The organism is Kineosporiaceae bacterium (genome assembly GCA_016713225.1).
GTDB lineage: Bacteria > Actinomycetota > Actinomycetes > Actinomycetales > Kineosporiaceae > JADJPO01.
This window is the reverse complement of sequence record JADJPO010000003.1, coordinates 1098626-1121141: the sequence shown is the minus strand read 5'-3', so window position 1 is coordinate 1121141 and position 22516 is coordinate 1098626. Positions and strand designations below refer to the sequence as shown.

The following is a 22516-nucleotide window of genomic DNA, read 5'->3' as shown; positions in this document are numbered from 1 at the left end:
CCGCTCAGCTGGCCGTGTCCCGGCCCGACCTCATCGGTCGCGAGATCGGTCGCGAGATCGGTCGCGAGGTCGGTCGGGAGGTCGGTCGGGAGGTCGATCCGGCCACAGGCCCTGAGGTCGATCCGGCGACGGGCACTGATGAGGACGACGTCCTGATCACCGGGGTCAGCCTGGGGTCGCGCTCGGTGCGTCCGGGTGACCTCTACGCCGCCCTGCCCGGTGCCCGCGCGCACGGTGCCGACTATGCCGGCGAGGCCCAGCGTGCCGGCGCCGTCGCGGTGTTGACCGATGCCGAGGGCGCTCGCCGGGTGAGGACCCAGGGGGTGACCCTGCCGGTGATCACGGTCGAGACTCCGCGCGCCAGGCTCGGCGCCCTGGCGGCATGGCTCTACGGTCGCCCGGCCGAGCGGCTGCACACCTTCGGGGTCACCGGCACCAACGGCAAGACCACCACCACCTTCCTGTTGGACGGTGCGCTGCGCACCCTCGGGTATCACACCGGGCTGATCGGCACCGTCGAGCTGCGGGTCGACACCGAGGTGGTGCCCTCGACCGGCACCACCCCCGAGGCGCCCGATCTGCACGCGCTGCTCGCCGTGATGCTCGAACACGGGGTGGATGCCTGCTCGATGGAGATCTCGAGTCACGCCCTGGCTCAGCACCGGGTCGACGGATTGACCGTCGACGTCGCGGGGTACACCAACCTCTCGCGCGATCACCTCGACTATCACCGCACCATGGCGGAGTACTTCGAGGCCAAGGCAGTGCTGTTCTCGCCGCCGTACGCCCACCGGGCCGTGGTGTGCCTCGACGACGACTGGGGCCGGCGCCTGGCCGAACGGGTGCAGGCGGACGGCGTCCCGCTGGTGACGGTCGGTGCCCGTCCCACCGCCGGCGACGCCTGCGATTGGCAGGTTCTCTCGATCGAGCACCGCGGTGGTCTCGCCGTCGCGCAGCTGCAGGTGCGCCATGACGGTCGGGAGCAGCAGGTGAGGCTGCCGGTGCCGTTGCCGGGGGACTTCAACCTGGCCAATGCCGTGCTCGCGGCGGCGATGCTCACCGAGGCCTACCCGGTCGATCCGGTCGATGCGGTCGCCGCGGTGGCCCGGTCCGGCCCGGTGCCGGGCCGGATGGAGCGGGTGGACGCCGCAACGCGCCGTCCCGGCGCACCACTGGCCGTGGTCGACTACGCGCACACCCCGGACGCCGTCCGGGCGGCCCTGGAGGCGTTGCGCGCCACCGCGAAACCGCTCGTGGTGGTGCTCGGCGCGGGGGGTGACCGTGACCGCGAGAAGCGGCCCATGATGGGTGCCGCCGCGGCAGCCGTGGCCGACATGGTCGTGATCACCGACGACAACCCACGGTCGGAGGATCCGGCCGCCATCCGAGCCGCGGTGCTCACCGGTGCCCGGGATCGGGCGAGCGCGGCGGTCGAGGTGCTCGAGATCGGCGATCGCCGTGCCGCCATCGTCCGCGCGGTCGAGCTCGCCTGGACCGATGCCGGCACCGGCGTCGTGCTGGTGGCCGGAAAGGGCCACGAACGCGGTCAGGAGATCGTGCGAGACGGGGTGAGCGAGGTGCACCCGTTCGACGATCGCCAGGTGCTGCGCGAGGTCCTGGAGTCCGGTCGATGATCCCGATGACGCTGGCCGAGGTGGCCCGGGCCACCTCGGGCCACCTGGGCCCGGGCACCGATGGCGCGGCCAGGGTCACCGGGGCCGTGGTGATCGACTCACGGGCGGTCCAGCCCGGGGCGCTGTTCGTGGCCCTGCCGGGCGAGCACGTCGACGGTCACGCCTTCGCCTCGGCCGCGCTGGCCGCCGGTGCGGCCGGGGTGCTCGCAGCCCGCGACCTGGCCGGCCCCTGCGTGGTGGTGGAGGACGTTCAGCTCGCCCTCGGCGCGCTGGCCCGGGCGGTGCGCGACCGGCTGAGCGAGTTGGCGGTGGTGGCCGTGACCGGCTCCAGCGGCAAGACCAGTACCAAGGACCTGCTGGCCCAGGTGCTGGCCGGGTCGGGCGAGACGGTGGCACCGGTCAACTCGTTCAACAACGAGATCGGGGTGCCGCTGACCCTGTTGCGATGCACCACCTCGACCCGCTACCTGGTCAGCGAGATGGGCGCCCGGATGCCGGGCAACATCAGCTACCTGTGTGACATCACCCGACCCACCATCGGGGTGGTGCTGAACGTCGGCGCGGCACATGCCGGCGTGTTCGGCAGCCGTGAAGCCACGGCCGCCACGAAGGGCGAGTTGGTCGAGGCGTTGCCGGCGGCCGCGGCCGGGGGCGTCGCGGTGCTCAACGCGGACGACGAGAACGTGGCCGCCATGGCGCACCGGACGACGGCGCGCGTCGTCCGGTTCAGCGCCCTGGGGCGGCCGGACGCGCCGGTCCGGGCGCGCGACATCCGGCTGGACGAGGCCGCCCGAGCCACCTTCACCCTCTGCCTGCCCGGGTCGGGTCCCGGGGCGGACGAGGACGAGGTGGAGGTCGGGGTCAGGTTGCAGGTGCACGGTGCCCACCACGTCGGCAACGCCCTGGCGGTGGCCGCTGTCGCGCACGTGCTGGGTCTGCCCGCGCGGCGCATCGCCGAGCTGCTCTCGGCGGCGACGGCCACCAGTAGTGGCCGGATGAGCGTGCACCGGTGTGAGTCCGGCCCGGTCATCGTCGACGACGCCTACAACGCCAACCCCGACTCCATGGCCGCCGCACTGGCGGCGCTGGTGGCGATGCGACCGGTGGGTGGCCGAGCCTGGGCCGTGCTGGGCGAGATGCTCGAGCTGGGGCCCGACACCTCGACCGAGCATCGACGGATCACGGCGCTCGCCGCCGAGCTGGGCGTCGACCAGGTGGTGGCCGTGGGCGAGGGCGGCCTCCGGTACGGCACGGCGCCGCACCTGATCACGGTGCCCGACATCGCCGCGGCCCGTGACCTGGTGGTCAGTCGGCTGGGAGCGCGGGATGTGGTCTTGATCAAGGCTTCTCGGGCCATCGGCCTGGACGTCCTCGCCCGGTCGTTGCGCGAATCGCCCGAAATCGCCGTGCTCCCGCGGTCAGAGGTGGCAGCGGGGCAGGATGTCGGGGGCGCCCGGGCACTGGACGGCTCGGGCCTGCGGGCCGCAAGCCCGTCGGGGCACGAGGCCGGGGAGGTCGGGGCGTGAAGGCAGTCGTCATCGCGGCGGCGGTCGCCATGGTGTGCTCCCTGTTCGGAACGCCCCTGTACATCAAGTTCCTGGTGGCCCGGGGCTACGGTCAGTTCATCCGGGACGACGGACCGACCTCGCACCACACCAAGCGCGGCACTCCCACCATGGGTGGGGCCGTGATCATCGCGGCCGCTCTGGTCGGGTACGGGCTGGCCCACCTGATCACCATGTGGACCCCGACCCTGTCGGCGTTGCTGGTGTTGTTCCTCATGGTGGGTCTGGGGTTCGTCGGCTGGCTCGACGACTACATCAAGATCTCCAAGCAGCGCAGCCTCGGGCTGCGGGCGGTGCCCAAGCTGCTCGGACAATCCGTGGTGGCCATCATCTTCGCAGTGGTCGCGCTGACCCAGGCGAACGGTGAGCGGACCCCGGCGGGCCTGGAGTTCACCCCGGCGTCCACCCACATCTCGTTCATCCGTGACCTGCCGATCGATCTGGCCTTCGCCGGCACCGGGGTCGGGCTGGTGCTCTTCGTGGTCTGGGCGATGATCATGATCGCCGGGACCAGCAACGGGGTGAATCTCACCGACGGCCTCGACGGTCTGGCCAGTGGCGCCGCGGTGGCGGTCGCCGGGTCGTATCTGTTGATCGGCACCTGGCAGTCGAACCAGGCCTGCGCGCGCACCGCCTCGAACCTGTGTTACGACGTGCGGGACCCGCTCGATCTGGCCGTGGTCGCGGCGTGCGTGCTCGGGGCGACCTTCGGGTTCCTGTGGTGGAACGCCTCACCGGCCAAGATCTTCATGGGGGACACCGGCTCGCTGGCTCTGGGCGGGGCACTCGCCGGCCTGGCGATCCTGACCCGCACCCAGCTGTTGCTGGTGATCCTCGGTGGGTTGTTCGTGATCATCCTGATGTCGGTGGTGATCCAGGTCGGCTACTTCAAGATGACCCGCAAACGCGTGTTCCGTATGGCTCCCCTGCAACACCACTTCGAGTTGGCGGGCTGGAACGAGATCACCATCGTGATCCGGTTCTGGATCATCGCCGGCCTGTTCTGCGGCCTGGGCCTCGGGGTGTTCTACGCCGAGTGGGTCGTGGGGACGCAGTAGTGGCACCGGATCTCGAGTCGCTGACCCATCGGGACGCCGACTGGGCCGGGCTGCGCGTCCTGATCGCGGGCCTGGGGGTGAGCGGTTTCGCGGCGGCCGCCGCCCTGGCCGAACGAGATGCCCAGGTGCTGGTGGTCGACGACCGTGACGGTGAGGCCGAACACGACAAAGCCCGGATCCTGGAGGTGCTGGACGCCACGGTGAGCCTCGGCGCCGGCACGACGAGCTCGGCGCAGATCCTCGACCGCATCACTCCGAAGCACCTCGACCTGGTGGTCACCTCGCCCGGGTGGCGGCCGTCCAGCCCGGTGCTGGCCACGGCGGCGGCGCACGGCGTCCCGATCTGGGGTGAGGTCGAGCTGGCCTGGCGGATGCGGGCCGAGCGCGGCGCGGCGCCGTGGTTGACCCTGACCGGAACCAACGGCAAGACCACCACCGTCACCATGCTCGAGGCCATGCTCACCGCCGCCGGGAAGCGGGCCGTCGCGGCGGGCAACGTCGGCACCCCGATCATCGAGGCGGTGCTCGACCCGAACCCCTACGAGGTGATCGCGGTCGAGTTGTCGAGTTTCCAGTTGCACTGGACCCACGCGGTGCAGCCTCAGGCCAGCGCCTGCCTGAACATCGCGCCCGACCACATCGACTGGCACGGTTCGCTCGAGGCCTACGCCGCCGACAAGGGCCGGGTGTACGCCAACACCGAGATCGCCTGCGTCTACAACGTGCTGGACGAGCGCACCGAGCAGCTGGTGCGCGACGCCGAGGTGATCGAGGGCTGCCGCGCGATCGGCTTCACCCTCGGCGTGCCGGCGGTGTCGATGCTGGGCGTGGTGGACGACATCCTGTGTGATCGGGCCTTCGTGGCGGAGCGGCGCACCAGCGCCGCCGAGCTGGCCACGCTCGAGGACGTCCGTACCGCCTCGGGCGGCACGCTGGCCCCGCACGGGGTGGCCAATGCGCTGGCCGCCGCGGCGCTGGCCCGAGCGCACGGCGTCCCGGCGATCGCGGTGCGCGACGGGCTGCGCGGCTACCGGCCGCAGGCTCACCGGATCGCGCTGGTCGCCGAGACCGGTGGGGTGCGCTGGATCGACGACTCCAAGGCCACCAACCCCCACGCGGCGGACGCCGCGCTGCGCGCCTTCGATTCGGTGGTCTGGGTGGCGGGCGGATTGGCGAAGGGGGCGACCTTCGACGACCTGATCACCCGGCACGCCGAGCGGCTGCGCGCCGTGGTGCTGATCGGCGCCGATGCCCCCCTGATCGAGCAGGCGCTGGCCCGACACGCCCCGCACGTCCCCGTGCATCCGGTGAGCGTGGACGAAACTGATGGGATGTCTGCTGGCGCCGATCACCTGGCCGAGCACCTGATGGACGCCGTCGTCGACCGAGCGGCCGCGCTCGCGGCGCCTGGTGACACCGTGCTGCTCGCCCCGGCCTGTGCCTCGATGGACCAGTTCGTCTCCTACTCCCACCGCGGCGACGCCTTCGCAGCCGCCGTGCGGCGCCGGGTGGGCTGAGGCGTGGTCGCGGGCCAGGCTCCCGTGGGCTCCGCGACGGTACGCCGTCCCGGGGGTCACCCGTTGACCCGGCGCAGTGCCTGGGTGGCGCGGCTCGACTCTCCGCTCGCGCCGTACTACCTGATCCTGGGCTCGGTCATCGCGCTGGTCGTCATCGGGCTGGTCATGGTGTTGTCGAGTTCGAACATCGCCGCGTTGCGCGGCTCGCAGAAGGACTCGTACGCCATCTTCGCCAAGCAGGCGATCTTCGCCGCCATCGGTCTGCCTCTGGCGTTCGTCGCCTCGCGCATCCGGGTGTCGCAGTTGAAGGCGCTGGCCTGGCCGGCCCTCGGTGTGGGGATGCTCGGGCTGATCGCCGTGGCGGCCTTCGGGCGGACCACCGGCGGTAACACCAACTGGTTGTACATCGGTCCGGTGGGGATCCAGCCGTCCGAGGCGGCCAAGCTGGCGCTGATCGTGTGGGCGGCAGCCGTGCTGGCGCGCAAGCAGGCCATGGTCGGGCAGGTTGCGCACGCGCTGATCCCGGTGGTGCCGGGGGCGTTGGTCCTGCTCGCCCTGGTGATGGTGGGCAATGACCTGGGCACCGCCCTGGTGCTGGTCGCCATCACGGTCGCCCTGTTGTTCACCGCCGGGGTGCCGCTGCGGTTGTTCGCCGTCGGCGGCCTGCTGGGTGGCCTGGCGATCACGCTGTTGGTGACCACCAGCGAGAACCGCATGAAGCGGGTCAACACCTGGTTGGGCAACACGCCCTGTGAGTACCTGAGCACCTGCTGGCAGCCCACCCACAGCCGCTATGCCCTGGCCACCGGGGGCTGGTGGGGGGTCGGCCTGGGGGCCGGTCGTGAGAAGTGGCTCTGGCTCTCTCAAGCCCACAACGACTTCATCTTCGCGGTGATCGGCGAAGAGCTCGGCCTGATCGGCACCCTGACCGTGCTCGCGTTGTTCGCGGCCCTCGGCATCGGCCTGTTCAAGCTGGTGATCGCCAGCGACGACACCTTCGTCAAGATCGCGACCGGTGGCGTGCTGGCCTGGGTACTGGGCCAGGCCATCATCAACATCGGCACCGTGTTGGGCATGCTGCCGGTGATCGGGCTGCCGTTGCCGCTGGTCTCCAGCGGCGGCTCGGCCCTGGTGACGGTCATGATCGCCTTCGGCATGGTGCTGGGGTTCGCCCGTCAGGTGCCCGGTGCCCCGGAGGCGCTCGCGGCACGTCCGCGCATCGCCGGTCGAACGGCGTCCGTGCTCTCGCGCCGAGGAACCACGGCCCCGACCGCAGTGAACCGGCGGCGCGGGAGGGCACGATGAGCACCGATCCCGGTTCAGCCGGTTCAGTCGGTTCGGACGGTCCGGACGGGTCCGCCGTAGCGCCGACGCCGTCGGAGCGCCCGGTGCGTTCGGTGTTGCTGGCCGGTGGCGGAACGGCCGGGCACGTCGCCCCGCTGCTCGCCTTGGCCGATTGCCTGCGCCGTCGCGACCCCGACATCGCCATCACCGTGCTCGGCACCGCCGAGGGCCTCGAGGCCCGGCTGGTGCCGGCCGCCGGCTATCCGTTGGCGATCGTCCCCCGGGTGCCGATGCCCCGCAGCCTGTCCGGCGACCTGGGCCGGCTGCCGGTACGGCTGAAGGCCGCCAATCAGGCTGCGGCCGAGGCGATCTCCGGTTCTGCTGCCGAGGTGGTGGTCGGATTCGGCGGCTATGTCTCGGCGCCGGCCTACATCGCCGCGCGCCGGCTCGGCGTCCCGATCGTGGTGCACGAGGCGAACTCACGACCGGGCCTGGCCAACCGGCTCGGCGCCCGGTTCACCCCCTACGTGGCCTGTGCCTTTCCCGGCACGCCGCTGCGCGGCGTCCAGGTGCTGGGCATGCCGTTGCGGCGCCAGATCACCTCCTTGGACGCCGCGGCTCGCCGCGCGTTGCGCCCGGAGGCGCTCGCCGAGTTCGGTCTGTCGCCCGAGCGGCGCACCCTGCTGGTCACCGGCGGCAGCCTGGGCGCGCAACGCCTCAACGAGACCCTGGCCGCCGCCGCCCCCGAACTGCTCGGGGCAGGACATCAGGTGCTGCACCTGTCCGGGCGGGGCAAACAGGTCGACCTGCCCGAGCCGTGGCGACACGAGCCCGAGCCGCACTACGTGGTGCGCGAGTACCTCGACCGCATGGACCTGGCCTTCGCCGTCGCCGATCTGGTGATCTGCCGAGCCGGTGCCGGCACGGTGTGTGAACTCACCGCCATCGGGCTGCCGGCCGTCTACGTGCCGCTGCCGATCGGCAACGGTGAACAACGCCTCAACGCTGCGCCGGTGGTCTCGGCCGGCGGTGGACTGCTGGTGGCGGACGCTGCGTGCACCCCGGACTGGGTGCGCCGTGAGATCGTGCCCTTGCTGTCGAACCAGGCCGCGCTGACCGAGATGGCAGCTGCAGCAGCGGGTTTCGGGATTCGAGATGGCGACGAGCAGCTGGCCGACCTGGTCGCGACAGCGGCCGGCTGGCCGGCCCGGCGAGAAGGAGACCCGGCATGACGCAGCTGCCCGCCACCACAACCGAGACAGCCGAGCCGGTCGAGCGGCTCGGCGCGGTGCACTTCATCGGCATGGGCGGGGTCGGGATGTCCGGCCTGGCTCGCATCCTGTGCTCCCGTGGCGTGCGGGTGTCGGGCAGCGATGCCCGGGACTCGGTCGTGCTCGATGGACTGCGCGAGCTCGGCGCCCGGGTCTGCATCGGCCACGAGGCGGCCAACCTGGGCGATGCCGACACCGTGGTGGTCTCGTCGGCGATCCGAGCGACCAACCCCGAGTTGGCGCTGGCCCGTGAGCGGGGCCTGCGCATCCTGCACCGCTCCCAGGCGCTCGCCAGCCTGATGGTGGGGCGTCGTGCCGTCGCCGTCGCCGGCACCCACGGCAAGACCACCACCACCTCCATGCTCACCGTGGCGCTGCAGGCTGCCGGCGCCGACCCCTCGTTCGCGATCGGCGGCGAACTCACCGGTGCCGACGCCGACCGGGCCAGTGCCCGCGAGGGCACGGGGGATGTGTTCGTCGCCGAGGCCGACGAGTCCGACGAATCCTTCTTGCGGTACAGCCCGACGGTCGCCATCGTCACCAATGTCGAGCCCGACCACTTGGACCACTACGGCACGGCCGAGGCGGTCGAGGCCGCCTTCGAGGCCTTCGCCGATCGGATCGTGCCGGGCGGAGCGCTGGTGAGCAGCGCGGACGACGACGGCGCGCTGCGGTTGTCGCAGTCGGTGCGCAGCCGTCGTTCGGACGTCGAGGTCATCTGTTACGGCGAGCGCGAGGGCAGCGACGTCCGGCTGGTGGACGTCCGCCCCGCCGACGGGGGGATCGAGGTCACGTTCCAACCCCGCGCCGGGTTGTCGGTGGCCGGGCGCGAGCTGCCCCGCACCGGACCGCTGCGACTGCAGGTGCCCGGTCGGCACAACGCGGCGAACGCCGCGGCCGCCTGGCTCGCGGGTTGCCGGCTGGGCAGCGAACCCGCCCGGCTCGCGGCCGGCCTGGCGGGCTTCGGCGGCACCCGGCGCCGGTTCGAGCTCAAGGGACGCGTCTCCGGGATCGAGGTGCGCGACGACTACTCGCATCACCCCACCGAGGTGGCCGCCGCGTTGCGCGGCGCTCGCACCACGCTCACCACCCTGGCCGACGGGGGAGCGGGCTCGCGGATCGTGGTGATCTTCCAGCCGCACCTGTTCAGCCGTACCCGCATCTTCGCCACTGCCTTCGGGCATGCCCTGGGGTTGGCCGACGAGGTGATCGTGCTCGATGTCTACGCGGCCCGCGAGGACCCCGAACCCGGCATCACCGGCGAGCTGATCACCCGCGAGGTGCCACTGCCGCCGCAGCGGGTGCACTTCGCCCCGAGCCTGGACGACGCCCGACAGGTGGCACTCGACCGGGCCCGATCCGGCGACCTGGTGATCACCATGGGCGCCGGGGATGTCACCACCCTGGGGCCGCGGTTGCTGAGCGAGTGGGCCGCCCGGGCAGAGCGAGCCGACCAGCCGGGGTCCTGATGGCGCGCACCCCGGCCCCCACCGCGGCTCCCCGTCGCCGGACGCCGAGTGCGCCGCCTCGTCGCGCGGCGTCCTCGGGTACGGCCGAGCGGTTCGCCGCCAAGGTCGCCTCGCGTCGCCGACGCCGGTGGGCCGTGGGCATCGCCGCGGTGGCGTTGCTGGGCGCCCTGGGGTGGCTGGCCCTGTTCTCGCCGTGGCTGAAGGTCACCCAGGTGACGGTGAACTCGTTGCAGCGGGTGAACGGCGTCGCGGTGCACCAGGTGGTGGACGCCGAGATCGGCCGTCCGATGGTGTTGCTCGATCCCTCGGCGGTGGCCCGCCGGGTGGCGGCCATCCCCTTGGTCCGCGAGACCAAGATCACCCGGCGATGGCCGCAGACGGTGCGGGTCGAGGTGGTCGAGCGGGTTCCCGTGGCCGCCGTCCCCGCGGGTGGGGGAGGGGCGGGGTATCGGCTGGTCGATCGTGACGGCGTCGATGTCGAGTCGGTGTCGAGCCGGCCTGACGCGCTGCCCTATCTCGATGTCGACGTCGCGAAGGCCGGCGCCGCCGCGTTGGCCGCCGCGCTCGACGTCCAGGCCGGGTTGCCGACCGAGGTCAACGCTCAGGTGCGCACGCTGGGGGCCACCTCACCGGACGGCGTGTGGTTCGTGTTGCGCAACGGGGCGCGGGTGGTCTGGGGCGGTGCGGACCAGGGCGAGCTCAAGCTGGATGTGCTGCGGGCGCTGGTGACCTCGAACGCGGATGCCGCGGTCTACGACGTGAGCGCGCCGTCGACGCCGTCGGTTTCGCGCGCCACGGTGCGTGACGCCGCGGTCCTACCCCGCTGAACCCTCGGCCCCGCTGAACCCTCGGCCCCGCTGAACCCTCGGTGATCTGCAGGCCGTGCCGCCCCCCCCCCCCGATCCCCCAGATCCCCGGCGCCCCCCCCCCCCCCCCCCCCCCCCCCCCCCCCCCCCCCCCCCCCCCCCCCCCCCCCCCCCCGCCCCCGCCCCCCCCCCCCCCCCCCCCCCCCCCCCCCCCCCCCCCCCCCCCCCCCCCCCCCCCGCCCCCCGCCCCCCGCCCCCGCCCCGCCCCGGGCCCCCCCCCCGCCCCGGCCCCCCCCCCCCGCGCCCCCCCCGACCGCCCGCCCCCCCGCCCCCCCCCCCCCCCCCGCCCGCCCCCCGCCCCCCCCCCGCCCGCCCGGCCGGCCCGCCGGCCGCCCCCCGGCCCCGCGGGCCCCCCCCCCCCCCCCCCCCCCGCCGCCCCCCCCCCCCCCCCCGCGCCCCCCCCCCCCCGGGCCCCCCCCGCCGCCGCCGGCGCCCCCGCCCCTGCACCGCCTGGACCTGGCCGCGCCCCCAGCGTCCTGCACATCATGACGTCACCCAGGCTGCCGCCCCCCCCCCCCCCCCCCCCCCCCCCCCCCCCCCCCGGCGTCGGCGGGTGCGCGATGCCCTCTGTGGCGCGGGTTCGTGACGCGGCTCGGTCGACACACCCCCACGGTCGTTGAATCGCCTCGAGGGCGCCCGTACGGTCACTGAGCAGTAGGAAGTTGACATAACTATAACCCTCTACCTGAGGGTGAGACTTTGGTCGAGGTCCCGACAGGAGGATCTCGATCACGGGGGACTTACGGGTCCACGATCCGCGAGCGAGAGGTACCCGACGTGGCAGCACCGCAGAACTACCTTGCCGTCATCAAGGTCGTCGGCATCGGCGGTGGCGGCGTGAACGCCGTCAACCGCATGATCGAGGTCGGGCTGAAGGGCGTCGAGTTCATCGCCATCAACACCGATGCCCAGGCGTTGCTGATGAGCGATGCCGACGTCAAGCTCGACGTCGGCCGTGAGCTCACCCGCGGCCTCGGCGCCGGCGCCGACCCGGAGGTGGGCCGCAAGGCTGCCGAGGATCACGCGGACGAGATCGAAGAGGTGCTCAAGGGCGCCGACATGGTCTTCGTCACGGCCGGCGAGGGCGGCGGCACCGGCACCGGGGGCGCCCCGGTGGTCGCGCGCATCGCTCGAGGTCTGGGTGCGTTGACCATAGGAGTCGTCACCCGGCCGTTCACCTTCGAGGGCCGCCGCCGTGCGTCCCAGGCCGACTCGGGCATCACCTCGCTGCGTGAAGAGGTCGACACCCTCATCACCATCCCCAACGACCGGCTGCTGTCGATCAGCGACCGGCACGTCAGCGTGCTGGACGCGTTCCGCTCGGCCGACCAGGTGCTGCTCTCCGGTGTGCAGGGCATCACCGACCTGATCACGACCCCGGGCCTGATCAACCTCGACTTCGCCGACGTGAAGTCGGTCATGCAGGGCGCCGGCAGCGCGCTGATGGGAATCGGCTCGGCCCGCGGCGAGGACCGCGCCATCCAGGCGGCCGAGACCGCGATCTCCTCGCCGCTGCTCGAGGCGAGCGTGGACGGCGCGCACGGCGTGCTGCTGTCCATCCAGGGTGGTTCCGACCTCGGATTGTTCGAGATCAACGAGGCCGCCCGACTCGTGCAGGAGGCCGCTCACCCCGAGGCCAACATCATCTTCGGTGCTGTCATCGACGACGCCCTCGGCGACGAGGTGCGGGTCACCGTGATCGCGGCCGGGTTCGACGGCGGCACCCCGACCCGGCGCCGGGACGAGCGGGCGCTGGGTCAGGTCTCCGGGCGCAGTACTGCTCCGGCCGCCGCGTCGACCTCCCTGGGGAGTTTGGATCTACCGCGCACCGACTCCTTTCCGCCCGGACGCCAGCTCGCCGATCCCGCTCCCGCTCTGGTGAGTCCGTCGCTGCGCCCGCAGCCGCTGGACGCCGAGCCGTTCGGCGAGCGTCCGATCGGGGCGCCGACCGTCGCGGCTCCGGTACACAGTGCGGTACTCCCCTCGACCGTGGGCTCGTCCTCCGGCGCGCCGACGAGCGAGCTGCCTCCGTTGGGCAACTATCAGGGCAACGGCTCGTCCTCGGCCGCGCCGCTCGGCTCACAGCCACCGGCACCGGCGGCGAACCCGGCCCCGGTCGCCGCGCCCGCTCCGGCGCCCGCTCCGGCGCCCGAGCCCACCCGGTCGGTGGACCTGTCTCACGAGCGTCCGGTGCGTGCTGCCGCGCGACCGGTCGTGCTCGACGACGACCTCGATGTGCCGGACTTCCTGAAGTAGGTGCACCTGCTCGGCATCGATCTCGGTCCCGGTGTGCGGGCCGCCTTCACACGACGGACGCCGGGCGCCTCCCGCGGGGCGTATGCCGAGTTCGACCTCGCCCAGCACGTGGGGGATGACCCGGCGGCGGTGGCAGCCAACCGTGCCCGGCTCGCGCGCGAGTTCGGGGCGCCGGTGGTCTTCGTCCGTCAGGTGCACGGGGTCGCTGTCCATCGCGTGGACCATGCCACCATCCGGGCACGGGATGTGCTCCACACCGACATCGCCGTCGAGAGCGGCGGGGACGCCCTGGTGACCGCCGATGCCCAGGTCGCGCTCGGCGTCCTGGTGGCCGATTGTGTGCCGGTGCTCCTGGCCGACCCGAGCGCCGGGGTGATCGGCGCCGCCCACGCCGGTCGGGTCGGACTGCTCGCCGGTGTCCTGGACGCCGTCCTGGACGAGATGGTGCGCGCCGGTGCCGACCTCGGTCGGATTCGGGCGGGGTTGGGGCCGGCGGCCGGGCCGTGCTGCTACGAGGTCCCCGAGTCGATGCGGGCCGAGAGCGCAGCCCAACTGCCGGCCGTGTACGCCACCACCACCTGGGGCACGGCGTCGCTGGATCTGCGGGCGGGCTGCCACCAGGTGCTCTCCCGGCGCGGGGTCGAGGTGATGACCGTAGGGGGCTGCACGCTCGAGGACGAGGACTCCTTCTCTTACCGGCGCAGCACCACCACCGGACGCTTCGCCGGCGTGGTACGACTGCTGGCATGAACACCGGTCAGCCCTCGTCCGACGCCCTGGCCGAGCCGGATGCCCGAACCCGCGAACTCGCCACCGGTCTGGCTGTCGTGCAGCAGCGGATCCTGGCCGCGTGCGCGACAGCCGGGCGTGAGCCGTCCGAGGTCCACGTGATCGTGGTGACGAAGACCTACCCGGCCGCGGACGTCGTCCGCCTGGCCGCGCTCGGGGTGCGTGACGTGGGGGAGAGCCGCGACCAGGAGGCGGGGGCCAAGCATCGCGACGTCTCGGCCGCCGTGCTGCCGGTCGGCGCTGATCGTCCGCCGCTGCGGTGGCACTTCATCGGGCGACTGCAGTCGAACAAGGCCCGGCACGTGGCCGGCTACGCCGACGTGGTCCATTCGGTGGATCGCCTCGGCCTGGTCGATGCCCTCGATCGGGGCGCGGCGGCGTCCGGTCGCCGGCTCGACTGCCTGGTGCAGGTGAGTCTGGACGGCGATCCGACCCGCGGCGGGACGCCGGTACCGCAGGTTCCCGAGGTGGCCGACCGGATCGCCGCCGCCCCTCACCTCGGTCTGGCCGGGCTGATGGCCGTGGCACCGCTGGGGGTGGATCCCAGTGCCGCCTTCGCCGCTCTGCGAGAGGTGTCCGAGCGGTTGCGGCAGGTTCATCCCGCCGCCGTCATGATCTCTGCCGGCATGAGTGGTGACCTGGAGGCCGCGGTGACCGAGGGTGCGACACACCTGCGTGTCGGCAGCGCGGTGCTCGGTCCGCGCCCACCCCTCGGGTAACGTCGCAACTCAGGGTGGCCGTGGCTGTGTGTCACGGTGACGGGGAAGACAAAGTCGATGCAGGGAGTAGCGATGGCCGGCGCATTGCGCAAGACCATGGTCTACCTCGGTTTGGCCGAGGACGAGGAGCGCTACGACGGCTACGACGTCGACGAGGACTTCCCGGACGACGAATCGCCGGCCGAGTCGCACGACGACGAGCCCGCCCGCCGCCCCCGCGATGTCGAGCATCTCGAGGAGCGTCGCGCACCCGTGACGCCGATCCGCGGTCAGCTGAGTCGCGTCGTGTCCTCGGCGGCGGCGTCCACCGACCTGCACCGGATCACGACGATCCACCCGCGCACCTACAACGAGGCCAAGACGATCGGTGAGGCCTTCCGCTCGGGTACCCCGGTGATCATGAACCTCAGCGACATGGACGACTCCGACGCCAAGCGGCTGGTCGACTTCGCGGCTGGTCTGATCTTCGGTCTCCACGGCTCCATCGAGCGGGTGACGAACAAGGTCTTCCTGCTCTCGCCGGCGCACGTCGAGGTGGCCCAGGCCGAGAAGGTCAAGGTTCCGGAGCGGACCTTCTTCAACCAGAGCTGACACCCACAGGGGGCTCCGCCCCCCGTGTACCCCCCGGAACCCCGTGGGGTGCTTTGGGTTGGGTGAGAGCCATGTCGAGGTCAAGGGACAAGGTCAAGGTCAAGACTGCGACACCACAAGGCTTCGCGTTGTGGTGTCGCACTCGCCGTTGGCGAGTGGATCGCCGATGATGGCGGGATGAACCCCCTCGAGATGATCGCAGGGATGAAACCCCTGGAGAACGGATCGCTGTGGACTTGCTGATCGGGCTGCCCAGTCTGGTGGTCTTCCTGTTCCTGATCGCGCTGATCGGGCGTCTGATCTTCGAGTGGATCCAGGCGTTCGCGCGGGACTGGCGGCCTCGTGGGCCGGTGCTGGTGGTGGCCGAGACAGTGTTCACCGTCACAGACCCGCCGCTGAAGGCGTTACGTCGGGTGATTCCTCCCCTTCGGTTGGGGTCCGTTCAGTTGGACCTGTCCTTCATGTTGCTGTTCGCCGTCGTGCTCATCCTGTGGCGGGCGCTGCCTCAGTAACGTTTCGAGTACGATCTGCCCCGTGGCAGCCACCAGCTCGTACAAGTCCGGGGCTGGCCATGGGGTTCGTCGTCTGACCCAGGCATCCGATACGGTGACACGGCGACGCCGAACCACCGACCGTCTCTCCCGCGAGGTGACCACATGGCTCTGACTCCCGAGGACGTAGTCAACAAGCGATTCCAAGCGACGAAGTTCCGCGAGGGATACGACCAGGACGAGGTCGACGACTTCCTGGACGAGGTGGTGAATGAACTTCGCCGCCTCACCGAGGAAAACGAAGACATGCGCAACAAGCTGGGTGCCTGCGAGCGCCGGGTGAGCGAGTTGTCCCGCGCCTCCGTGGCGCGTGAGGCGGCCCCCGAGCCCGAGGCGCCGCCCACGGTTGCCGCTGCCGTCATGCCTCCGCCACCGGCCCCCGTGCCGGTACCGGTGCCGCAGCCGGTGATGGCTCCCGAGCCGATGCGTGCCTCGGCCCAGCTCGAGGCGGTCGCCGCCCAGGGCCAGGGTCCCGAGGCCGCTGCCGGCATGCTGGCGCTGGCTCAGAAGCTGCACGACGAGTACGTGCGCAACGGTGAGCAGCAGCGTGACCGCATCGTGAACGAGGCCCGTGAACACGCGCAGCGCCTGGTCCGCGAGGCCGAGGAGAAGCAGCGTCAGACCCTCGGTTCGCTGGAGCAGGAGCGTTCGCTGCTGGAGCGCAAGATCGACGAACTGCGAGCGTTCGAGCGCGAGTACCGCAGCCGCCTCAAGTCCTACCTCGAGGCCAGCTGCGCGAGCTCGAAGCCAAGGCGGCCGTGGTACCGAACCGCGGTCCGCAGGCCTCCCTCGCGGCGGCTGCCGGCGCCGGCAACAGCAACGGTGGTGGTGCCACGTACAACGGGCCGCTGCCGAGCCGCGGCACCTACAGCGAGCCCACGCCGGAGCCGGCTCAGAGCTTCCCCTTCGGCGACCGGGGCTGATCCCCGGAGTATCTGCGTCACCGACGGCGGTGGGCGACCCTTGCGGGAGAGGGTTGCCCACCGCCGTTGTCGTGCGCCGGACGACGCGTCGGTACGGTGAGTGATCGTGCGCCTGACGATCAGGGTCAAGCCGGGTAGCTCGCGGGCCGGCGTGGGTGGGCAACGCGAGGGCGCCCTCGTGGTCGCCGTGAACTCACCCGCTGTGGATGGCCGCGCCACGCAGGCGGCCCTGTCTGCCGTTGCCGAGGCCTTCGGCGTGCGTCCGCGCGCCGTCCGGTTGGTGTCGGGTGAACGCAGCCGAACCAAGATCGTCGACGTCGAGGGTGACGACGATCGGCTCGCCCAGCGGTGGCGAGAACTGCTCGATTCAGCCTGAATGATGCCCCGAAACGGGATTCGCGGCATGATCGAGTATCGACGGAACCGGGCGTGGTGAATTGAGGCCACCACTGCGGGAATCTATTCTTCGCAGACCGTCGATGACGCGGATCGAGGAGGCCTGCCATGGCAGAGCGCACGTCGCTCTCCGGCGCTGCCCGACGGGCAGTGGCTGCGGTGCGTTCATCGGCTGGGCGCAGAGCCGACAAGGGCGCGACGGCGAGCACGCAAGCCGCCGTCCAGCAGGGTGCGGCCGAGAAGCCTGCCGCACCGTCGGCACCCGCCGCGAAGGCCTCGGCCCGAGCGACGAAGGCCGTGTCGCAGGGCGTGGCCAAGGCGGCCGCCGCGGTCAGCAGCGTGACGAGGCGAACCACCTCGCGCCGGAGTGTCCCGGCGGCGTCCCCCGAGTCCGGCGAGAGGGCCATGCCGGCTCGAAAGCCGGCGGCCCAGAAGGCGGTGCCCCGAAAGGTGACGCCGCCTGCCAAGAAAGCGCCGCCTGCCACGAAGGCCACGCCGGCCAAGAAGACAACGGCCGCGAAGGCCCCGGCGGCCAAGAAGACTGTTGCCAAGAAGACAACGGTGGCCAAGAAGGCAATGGCCACGAAGGTCACGCCCGCCAAGAAGACACCGCCCGCCAAGAAGACCACGGCCGTGACAGCGCCACCGGCCGGGAAGAGCGTTCCGGCTGCGAAGGCCTCGCGACCAGCACCGGCCTCGAGAGCGAAGAAGGTGGCGCCGAAGCGGACCACCCCCGGTGAGGTGGCTGGACCGGCGACCCAGGCTGCATCGGCGGCGGAGCCCGAGATCCGGCTGGCGGTTCGCGAGGACGAGACGCCGTGGACGCCGTCCGAGCTGGCAGAGGTGCGCACCGAACTGGAGGCCGAGCTCGCCCGCCTGAGCGATGAACTCGTGACGATCCAGGGTGGCATCACCGACGTGCTGCGTGACAGCGGCGACGGCGCCGGGGACGACCAGGCGGACACCGGCTCGAAGACGTTCGAACGAGAGCAGGGCATGACCTTGCTGTCCACCACCCGCCAGGCGTTGTTCCAGACCGAGCATGCGCTGGCGCGCATCGGCGACGGCAGTTACGGGATCTGCGAGTCGTGTGGCCTGTCGGTGGGCAAGTTGCGGTTGCAGGCGTTTCCCCGCGCGACCATGTGCATGAGCTGTAAGCAGGCTCAGGAGCGTCGCTGACGCGGGCGTCTGCCGGCCCACCTCGTGATCCTCCCGCGAGCAGGGAAAGGCCGAGTGACTGCCCCTGACGGCGGCCGCGGCTCGGACGTGGCAGGCTTGCCCCTCGTGGAACCCCGTCCGGCCCCTGCCCTGCGTCCCCGGTTGATCATGGTGCTCGTCGGCGTGGCGGTCGTCGTCCTCGGTCTGGACCAGCTGTCCAAGGTGCTGGTGGTCGATCGGCTGACCCCGGGCGAGCCGGTGAGTGTGATCGACGGGTGGCTGCAACTGCGACTGTTGCGCAACTCGGGCGCTGCGTTCTCGCTGGGCACCGGCAGCACCTGGGTGTTCACGCTGATCGCCGTGGTGGTGGCCGCGGTGATCGTGCACACCGCGCGACGGCTGCACAGTCTGCCCTGGGCGATCGCCCTGGGCCTGCTGCTGGGCGGGCTGTCGGGCAACCTGACCGACCGGCTGCTGCGCGAACCGGGGTTCGGGCGCGGCCATGTCGTGGACTTCATCGAGTATCTGCGGTTCCCGTTCATGGACTTCCCGGTGTTCAACGTCGCCGATTCGTGCATCGTCAGCGCGGCCGTACTGATCGCACTGCTGGGCGTCCTGAACATCCCGCTGGAGGGCCGGCAACAGGGCGCCGCAGCCGAGGCCGAGTCGGTGGCCGATTCCGTGGCCGAGGACGACGCGACGAACGGTGCCTCGACCGATGGCTGATCACCGCGCACTCCCGGTGCCCGATGGGTTGGCCGGCGAACGCGTGGACGCCGGGTTGGCGCGGCTGCTGGGCATCTCCCGCACCGCGGCCGCCGAGCTGGCGGCCACCGGCGCTGTGAGCGTCGACGGCCGCACGGTGGGCAAGTCCGACCGGCTGATGGCCGATGCCTGGCTGGAGGTCGACCTGCCCGAGGTGCGTTCGGTCGAACCGGCCGTGATCGCCACCCCCGTCGAGGGCATGGGGGTGATCCACGACGACGACGACATCGTGGTGGTGGACAAACCCGTCGGCGTGGCGGCGCACCCCAGCCCGGGCTGGCAGGGACCGACCGTGGTCGGTGCGCTGGCGGCGTCCGGGTATCGGATCGCGACGTCCGGGGCGGCCGAGCGACAAGGGGTGGTGCACCGGCTCGACGTGGGTACCAGCGGATTGATGGTGGTCACCAAGAGCGAGAGTGCCTACAGCCGCCTCAAGCAGGCCTTTCGTGATCGCACCGTCGACAAGGTCTATCACGCCGTGGTGCAGGGTCACCCCGACCCGCTGACCGGCACCATCGACGCCCCGATCGGGAGGCATCCGACCCAGGACCATCGCTGGGCCGTGGTGGCCTCGGGCAAACCGAGCATCACCCACTACGAGGTGATCGAGGCGTTCCGCGCGGCGTCCCTGGTCGAGGTCCACCTCGAGACCGGTCGAACCCATCAGATCCGGGTGCACTTCTCGGCCCTGCGCCACCCGTGCGCGGGCGATCTCACCTACGGTGCCGATCCGGTACTGGCCAAGCGGCTCGGGCTGAACCGGCAGTGGCTGCACGCCGTCCGGCTGGGATTCGAGCACCCGGCCACCGGTGAGTGGGTCGAGTTCCGCAGCGAGTACCCGCCCGATCTGGCCGGCGCACTGCAGGTGCTCTCGGCCGGATAGGCGCACGGTGCGGGGAGCCGAGTCTGGGCACGACGACCGGATCCACGGCTTCTGTGCCCGTGCACGGATTGCATGATCACCGGGGATGCTGCGCGCCTCAGGCGGTCGAGGTCTGCTGCTGGCTGAACAGGTAGACCAGGACGGCGAGCACGATCAGGCCGGCCACCACGGCTGCCACGATCTTGGGGATGCTGTAGGGCCGTTCCCCGATCACCTGCCCGGTGTAGGCGTTGACGAACACCTGGTAGGTCTTGCCGGCGTAGAGGTAGGCCGCCACCCAGACCGGCAGCAGCATCAACTTGAACATCAGGTCCGCGTAGCGGGTGTCCATGGAGTGCACCTGCTGCTCGTCGCCGCCGATGTCCGAACGGCAGTCGTCGAGGATCACCGTCCGCATCTGTTGCTTGGCGGCCTCGAGGCCCTGGTCGGGCTGCACGTCGTAACGCAACGTCTGGTACCCGGACAGGTACTCCTGCTGGTATGGCCTGGCCCCCTCGAGCGCCCAGGGCGAGAGCCTGGCGATCTGATCCGGCTCGAGCTGGGTCGAGGCCACGACCAGGACGTCGTCGAAGTCGCGGGCGACCTGACCCGAGGCGGGCCACCAGCGGGTCTTCATCACCTGGCGGGTCTGCTGTTGTGGTCTGCCGTCGACCATCACCGTCACGTGCTGGGTCTCGAAGTAGTGCTCGCCCCGCATCCCCGAGTAGTGGGTACTGGTGGCCGCATCGAACGTCCAGTGCGGCAGATAGGTGCCCATCAACCGCTCGGTGGTGCTGACCTTCTTGAGCCGGTTGGGGGCGAAGAGCCGAGAGCCCGCCCAGGCCCGGACGGCGCTCTGGGCACCCTGCCGATCGACGGCGAACGGGACGACACCTTCCGGCACGATCTGCTCGCTCGGGTTGACGTCGGCCACGATCGGGGTGCCACAGAACTGGCAGATGGTCGACAGCTGATCGGTCTCGAGTTGCGCGGAGCACTTGGGGCAGCTGAGCAGATGAGCGCCGAGATGACCGGTCGGCTTGATCGGCGAGGACTGCCAGGCGACGAAGTCGTGCTCGTCGACGGCCTCGTCCACGGCGACGACGCCCTGCTCGGCGCCGCAGTACGGGCACTGCAGGGCGCCGGCCCCGGGTGCGTATTCCAACCGGGCGCCGCACTGCTGGCACGGGAAGGTCCGTACCCCGACCGGCGCGGCACTCGGCGGCCCGTCGGTGGGCTCGGCTGTCTCCCGGTCCAGCCGGTTTCCCTGGTTCACCCGTTCCCTCCCGCTGTTCCTCTGGGTCGCACCGAGCCCGGCGCTCCGCCGGACCGCAGGCTACTGCGGGGGTTCGTGGCGCGGCGCGTAGGGGTCGGCGGCCGGCGCAGAGGGTGCAGCCGGAGCAGACGGTGCGGCCGGAGCCGTCGGTGCGGCCGGAGCCGTCGGCTCGGGGGCGGACTCGACAGCGGGCCCGGGCGCTGCAACGGGTGCTGCCGGGGGCAGCGGTGGCGGGGCGATGGACAGCACCGGGGCCAGGGCGATGATCTCGCGCGCCGGCTGCCACTGCTCCATTCCCGCGGTCCAGACCAGCGTGTTCGGGGTGAGCAGTCCCTCGCCGACCTTGGCCGGCAGTTCCGGCCCGGTGAACGGCCCGTGCTGCTGACCCTCGACGCCCAGGAACCAGTGCGTCACCGGCATCGGCGGGGGAGCGGCCGGGGCCGGGGCCGGCGCCGGGGTCGGGGTCGGGGCTGGGGTCGGCGCGCTACCGGCGCGGAGTTGCTCGGCCATCTGCTGGCCGACGGCCATACCCATCCCCAGGCCGATCCCGGCGGCTCCGCCGCCGCCCGGGTTCTGGGCGGCGTCCTCGATGGCCTCAGCGGTCTGGAACTTCGTGTACCGATCGAGGTCGCCGACCACGCCCATCTGGGTGCGCTTGTCGATGGCGGCCTGTACCTCCTCGGGCACCGAGATGTTCTCGATGATGAAGGTCGGGATGGTGATGCCGACGTTGGCCAGGTCCTCGGACAGGATCCCGGCGATGCGCTGGCCGATGACCTGCTGCTGTGCGGCGAGGTCGATCATCGACACCCCGGCGGTGGCCAGCGCCGTCCCGAGCTTGCCGACGATCATCTGCCGCAAGAACTCCGAGACCTCCTCGGTCCGGAACTGCGGGTCGGTGCCGGCCAGCTCGCGCAGCAGCTTCGCGGCATCGGTGATCCGCATCGAGTAGGCGCCGAACGCCCGCAGTCGCACCATGCCGAACTCCGGATCGCGCACGATCACCGGGTTCTGGGTGCCCCACTTGAGGTCGGTGAACTGGCGGGTGTTGACGAAGTACACCTCGGCCTTGAACGGTGACTCGAAGCCGTACTTCCAGCCCTTGAGGGTGCTCAGGACAGGCATGTTCTGGGTCTGCAGGGTGTGGGTACCGGGGCCGAAGGAGTCGGCGATCTGGCCTTCGTTGACGAACACCGCGGTCTGGGACTCGCGGACGACGAGCTGGGCGCCCATCTTGATCTCGTTGTCGTGACGCGGGAAGCGCCACACGATGGTGTCGCGCGAGTCGTCCAACCACTCGATGATGTCGATGAACTCGCCACGGACCATGTCGAACAGCCCCATCGCGTCTACCTCCCCAGCCAGGGCGCCCGTGTCGGGCGTCCACTCGGCAGCGATGCTAGTGGGATTCGATCGTGCTGGCTCGCTCGGCCACGTGCGATCACGTCGGGTGACCTGTCCCACGCCGCGGCGGGCCGTCTGCGAGTTGCCGGAGGAGTTGTCGGACCCGCCACCTAGACTGACCGGGCACCACGCCACCCAGCCCGTCGCTCGTAGCGGGCACTT

Annotated in this window: 18 protein-coding genes and 3 pseudogenes; 19 read left to right on the top strand and 2 right to left on the bottom strand. The window is 71.5% G+C overall.

The annotated features are described in order from the left end of the window. Positions 1–56: 56 nt before the first annotated feature. The 19 genes and pseudogenes from IPK24_16085 (at position 57) to IPK24_15995 (ending at position 19695) form a co-directional block, all read left to right on the top strand. Positions 57–1634: a UDP-N-acetylmuramoyl-L-alanyl-D-glutamate--2,6-diaminopimelate ligase gene (locus tag IPK24_16085; protein ID MBK8077040.1), complete on the top strand. Its 1578-nt coding sequence runs from the start codon at positions 57–59 to the stop codon at positions 1632–1634. Next, positions 1631–3160 carry a UDP-N-acetylmuramoyl-tripeptide--D-alanyl-D-alanine ligase gene (locus IPK24_16080; GenBank protein ID MBK8077039.1) on the top strand — a complete coding sequence of 510 codons (1530 nt, stop codon included), beginning with the start codon at positions 1631–1633 and terminating at the stop codon, positions 3158–3160. The genes IPK24_16085 and IPK24_16080 overlap by 4 nt, the downstream gene beginning before the upstream one ends. After that, positions 3157–4257 (top strand): phospho-N-acetylmuramoyl-pentapeptide-transferase, encoded by a 1101-nt coding sequence (locus IPK24_16075; protein ID MBK8077038.1) that lies wholly within the window; start codon positions 3157–3159, stop codon positions 4255–4257. The genes IPK24_16080 and IPK24_16075 overlap by 4 nt, the downstream gene beginning before the upstream one ends. Then, positions 4236–5774 carry a UDP-N-acetylmuramoyl-L-alanine--D-glutamate ligase gene (locus IPK24_16070; protein MBK8077037.1) on the top strand — a complete coding sequence of 513 codons (1539 nt, stop codon included), beginning with the start codon at positions 4236–4238 and terminating at the stop codon, positions 5772–5774. Before IPK24_16075 ends, IPK24_16070 begins: the two co-directional genes overlap by 22 nt. A gap of 63 nt (positions 5775–5837) precedes the next feature. Next, entirely contained in the window at positions 5838–7079 is a 1242-nt protein-coding gene (ftsW, locus tag IPK24_16065) for a putative lipid II flippase FtsW (GenBank protein MBK8077036.1), read from the top strand. After that, positions 7076–8290 (top strand): undecaprenyldiphospho-muramoylpentapeptide beta-N-acetylglucosaminyltransferase, encoded by a 1215-nt coding sequence (murG, locus tag IPK24_16060; protein MBK8077035.1) that lies wholly within the window; start codon positions 7076–7078, stop codon positions 8288–8290. Before ftsW ends, murG begins: the two co-directional genes overlap by 4 nt. After that, positions 8287–9798: a UDP-N-acetylmuramate--L-alanine ligase gene (locus IPK24_16055; GenBank protein ID MBK8077034.1), complete on the top strand. Its 1512-nt coding sequence runs from the start codon at positions 8287–8289 to the stop codon at positions 9796–9798. Before murG ends, IPK24_16055 begins: the two co-directional genes overlap by 4 nt. Beyond that, positions 9798–10625 (top strand): FtsQ-type POTRA domain-containing protein, encoded by an 828-nt coding sequence (locus tag IPK24_16050; GenBank protein MBK8077033.1) that lies wholly within the window; start codon positions 9798–9800, stop codon positions 10623–10625. The genes IPK24_16055 and IPK24_16050 overlap by 1 nt, the downstream gene beginning before the upstream one ends. Before the next feature lie 78 nt (positions 10626–10703). Further along, a pseudogene (locus tag IPK24_16045) lies at positions 10704–11153 on the top strand (hypothetical protein). A 288-nt stretch (positions 11154–11441) separates the two neighbouring features. Further along, positions 11442–12434 (top strand): annotated as a pseudogene (ftsZ, locus tag IPK24_16040) (cell division protein FtsZ). Between the two features lie 486 nt (positions 12435–12920). Then, on the top strand, positions 12921–13670 hold the full coding sequence (pgeF, locus tag IPK24_16035; protein MBK8077032.1) for a peptidoglycan editing factor PgeF: 750 nt from the start codon (positions 12921–12923) through the stop codon (positions 13668–13670). Next, the gene (locus tag IPK24_16030) at positions 13667–14428 is read left to right on the top strand and encodes a YggS family pyridoxal phosphate-dependent enzyme (protein MBK8077031.1); all 762 of its coding nucleotides are present in this window, start codon (positions 13667–13669) and stop codon (positions 14426–14428) included. Before pgeF ends, IPK24_16030 begins: the two co-directional genes overlap by 4 nt. 72 nt (positions 14429–14500) lie before the next feature. Beyond that, positions 14501–15019 carry a cell division protein SepF gene (sepF, locus tag IPK24_16025; GenBank protein MBK8077030.1) on the top strand — a complete coding sequence of 173 codons (519 nt, stop codon included), beginning with the start codon at positions 14501–14503 and terminating at the stop codon, positions 15017–15019. A 230-nt stretch (positions 15020–15249) separates the two neighbouring features. After that, positions 15250–15531, top strand: a complete 282-nt coding sequence (locus tag IPK24_16020) for a YggT family protein (GenBank protein ID MBK8077029.1) — start codon at positions 15250–15252, stop codon at positions 15529–15531. 144 nt (positions 15532–15675) lie between these two features. Beyond that, positions 15676–16493, top strand: a pseudogene (locus IPK24_16015) (DivIVA domain-containing protein). A gap of 106 nt (positions 16494–16599) precedes the next feature. After that, entirely contained in the window at positions 16600–16869 is a 270-nt protein-coding gene (locus IPK24_16010) for a DUF167 domain-containing protein (protein ID MBK8077028.1), read from the top strand. A 128-nt stretch (positions 16870–16997) separates the two neighbouring features. Beyond that, the gene (locus IPK24_16005; GenBank protein MBK8077027.1) at positions 16998–18068 is read left to right on the top strand and encodes a TraR/DksA C4-type zinc finger protein; all 1071 of its coding nucleotides are present in this window, start codon (positions 16998–17000) and stop codon (positions 18066–18068) included. A 147-nt stretch (positions 18069–18215) separates the two neighbouring features. Then, on the top strand, positions 18216–18773 hold the full coding sequence (gene lspA, locus IPK24_16000) for a signal peptidase II (protein MBK8077026.1): 558 nt from the start codon (positions 18216–18218) through the stop codon (positions 18771–18773). Beyond that, positions 18766–19695 (top strand): RluA family pseudouridine synthase, encoded by a 930-nt coding sequence (locus IPK24_15995; protein ID MBK8077025.1) that lies wholly within the window; start codon positions 18766–18768, stop codon positions 19693–19695. The genes lspA and IPK24_15995 overlap by 8 nt, the downstream gene beginning before the upstream one ends. 97 nt (positions 19696–19792) lie before the next feature. Here IPK24_15995 and IPK24_15990 read toward each other — a convergent pair whose 3' ends face one another. After that, positions 19793–20839, bottom strand: coding sequence for a hypothetical protein (locus IPK24_15990; GenBank protein MBK8077024.1), 1047 nt, complete (start codon positions 20837–20839; stop codon positions 19793–19795). A 171-nt stretch (positions 20840–21010) separates the two neighbouring features. Beyond that, complete coding sequence (locus tag IPK24_15985; GenBank protein ID MBK8077023.1) at positions 21011–22294, bottom strand: SPFH domain-containing protein; 1284 nt, start codon at positions 22292–22294, stop codon at positions 21011–21013. Between the last annotated feature and the right edge of the window lie 222 nt (positions 22295–22516).

Excerpts from the sequence above, each read along its gene's own strand:
- IPK24_16080 (MBK8077039.1), top strand. The coding sequence starts at position 1,631 with ATGATCCCGATGACGCTGGCCGAGGTGGCCCGGGCCACCTCGGGCCAC.
- murG (MBK8077035.1), top strand. The coding sequence starts at position 7,076 with ATGAGCACCGATCCCGGTTCAGCCGGTTCAGTCGGTTCGGACGGTCCG.
- IPK24_16055 (MBK8077034.1), top strand. The coding sequence starts at position 8,287 with ATGACGCAGCTGCCCGCCACCACAACCGAGACAGCCGAGCCGGTCGAG.
- IPK24_16050 (MBK8077033.1), top strand. The coding sequence starts at position 9,798 with ATGGCGCGCACCCCGGCCCCCACCGCGGCTCCCCGTCGCCGGACGCCG.
- IPK24_16030 (MBK8077031.1), top strand. The coding sequence starts at position 13,667 with ATGAACACCGGTCAGCCCTCGTCCGACGCCCTGGCCGAGCCGGATGCC.
- sepF (MBK8077030.1), top strand. The coding sequence starts at position 14,501 with ATGGCCGGCGCATTGCGCAAGACCATGGTCTACCTCGGTTTGGCCGAG.
- IPK24_16005 (MBK8077027.1), top strand. The coding sequence starts at position 16,998 with ATGGCAGAGCGCACGTCGCTCTCCGGCGCTGCCCGACGGGCAGTGGCT.
- lspA (MBK8077026.1), top strand. The coding sequence starts at position 18,216 with ATGGTGCTCGTCGGCGTGGCGGTCGTCGTCCTCGGTCTGGACCAGCTG.
- IPK24_15995 (MBK8077025.1), top strand. The coding sequence starts at position 18,766 with ATGGCTGATCACCGCGCACTCCCGGTGCCCGATGGGTTGGCCGGCGAA.
- IPK24_15985 (MBK8077023.1), bottom strand. The coding sequence starts at position 22,294 with ATGGGGCTGTTCGACATGGTCCGTGGCGAGTTCATCGACATCATCGAG.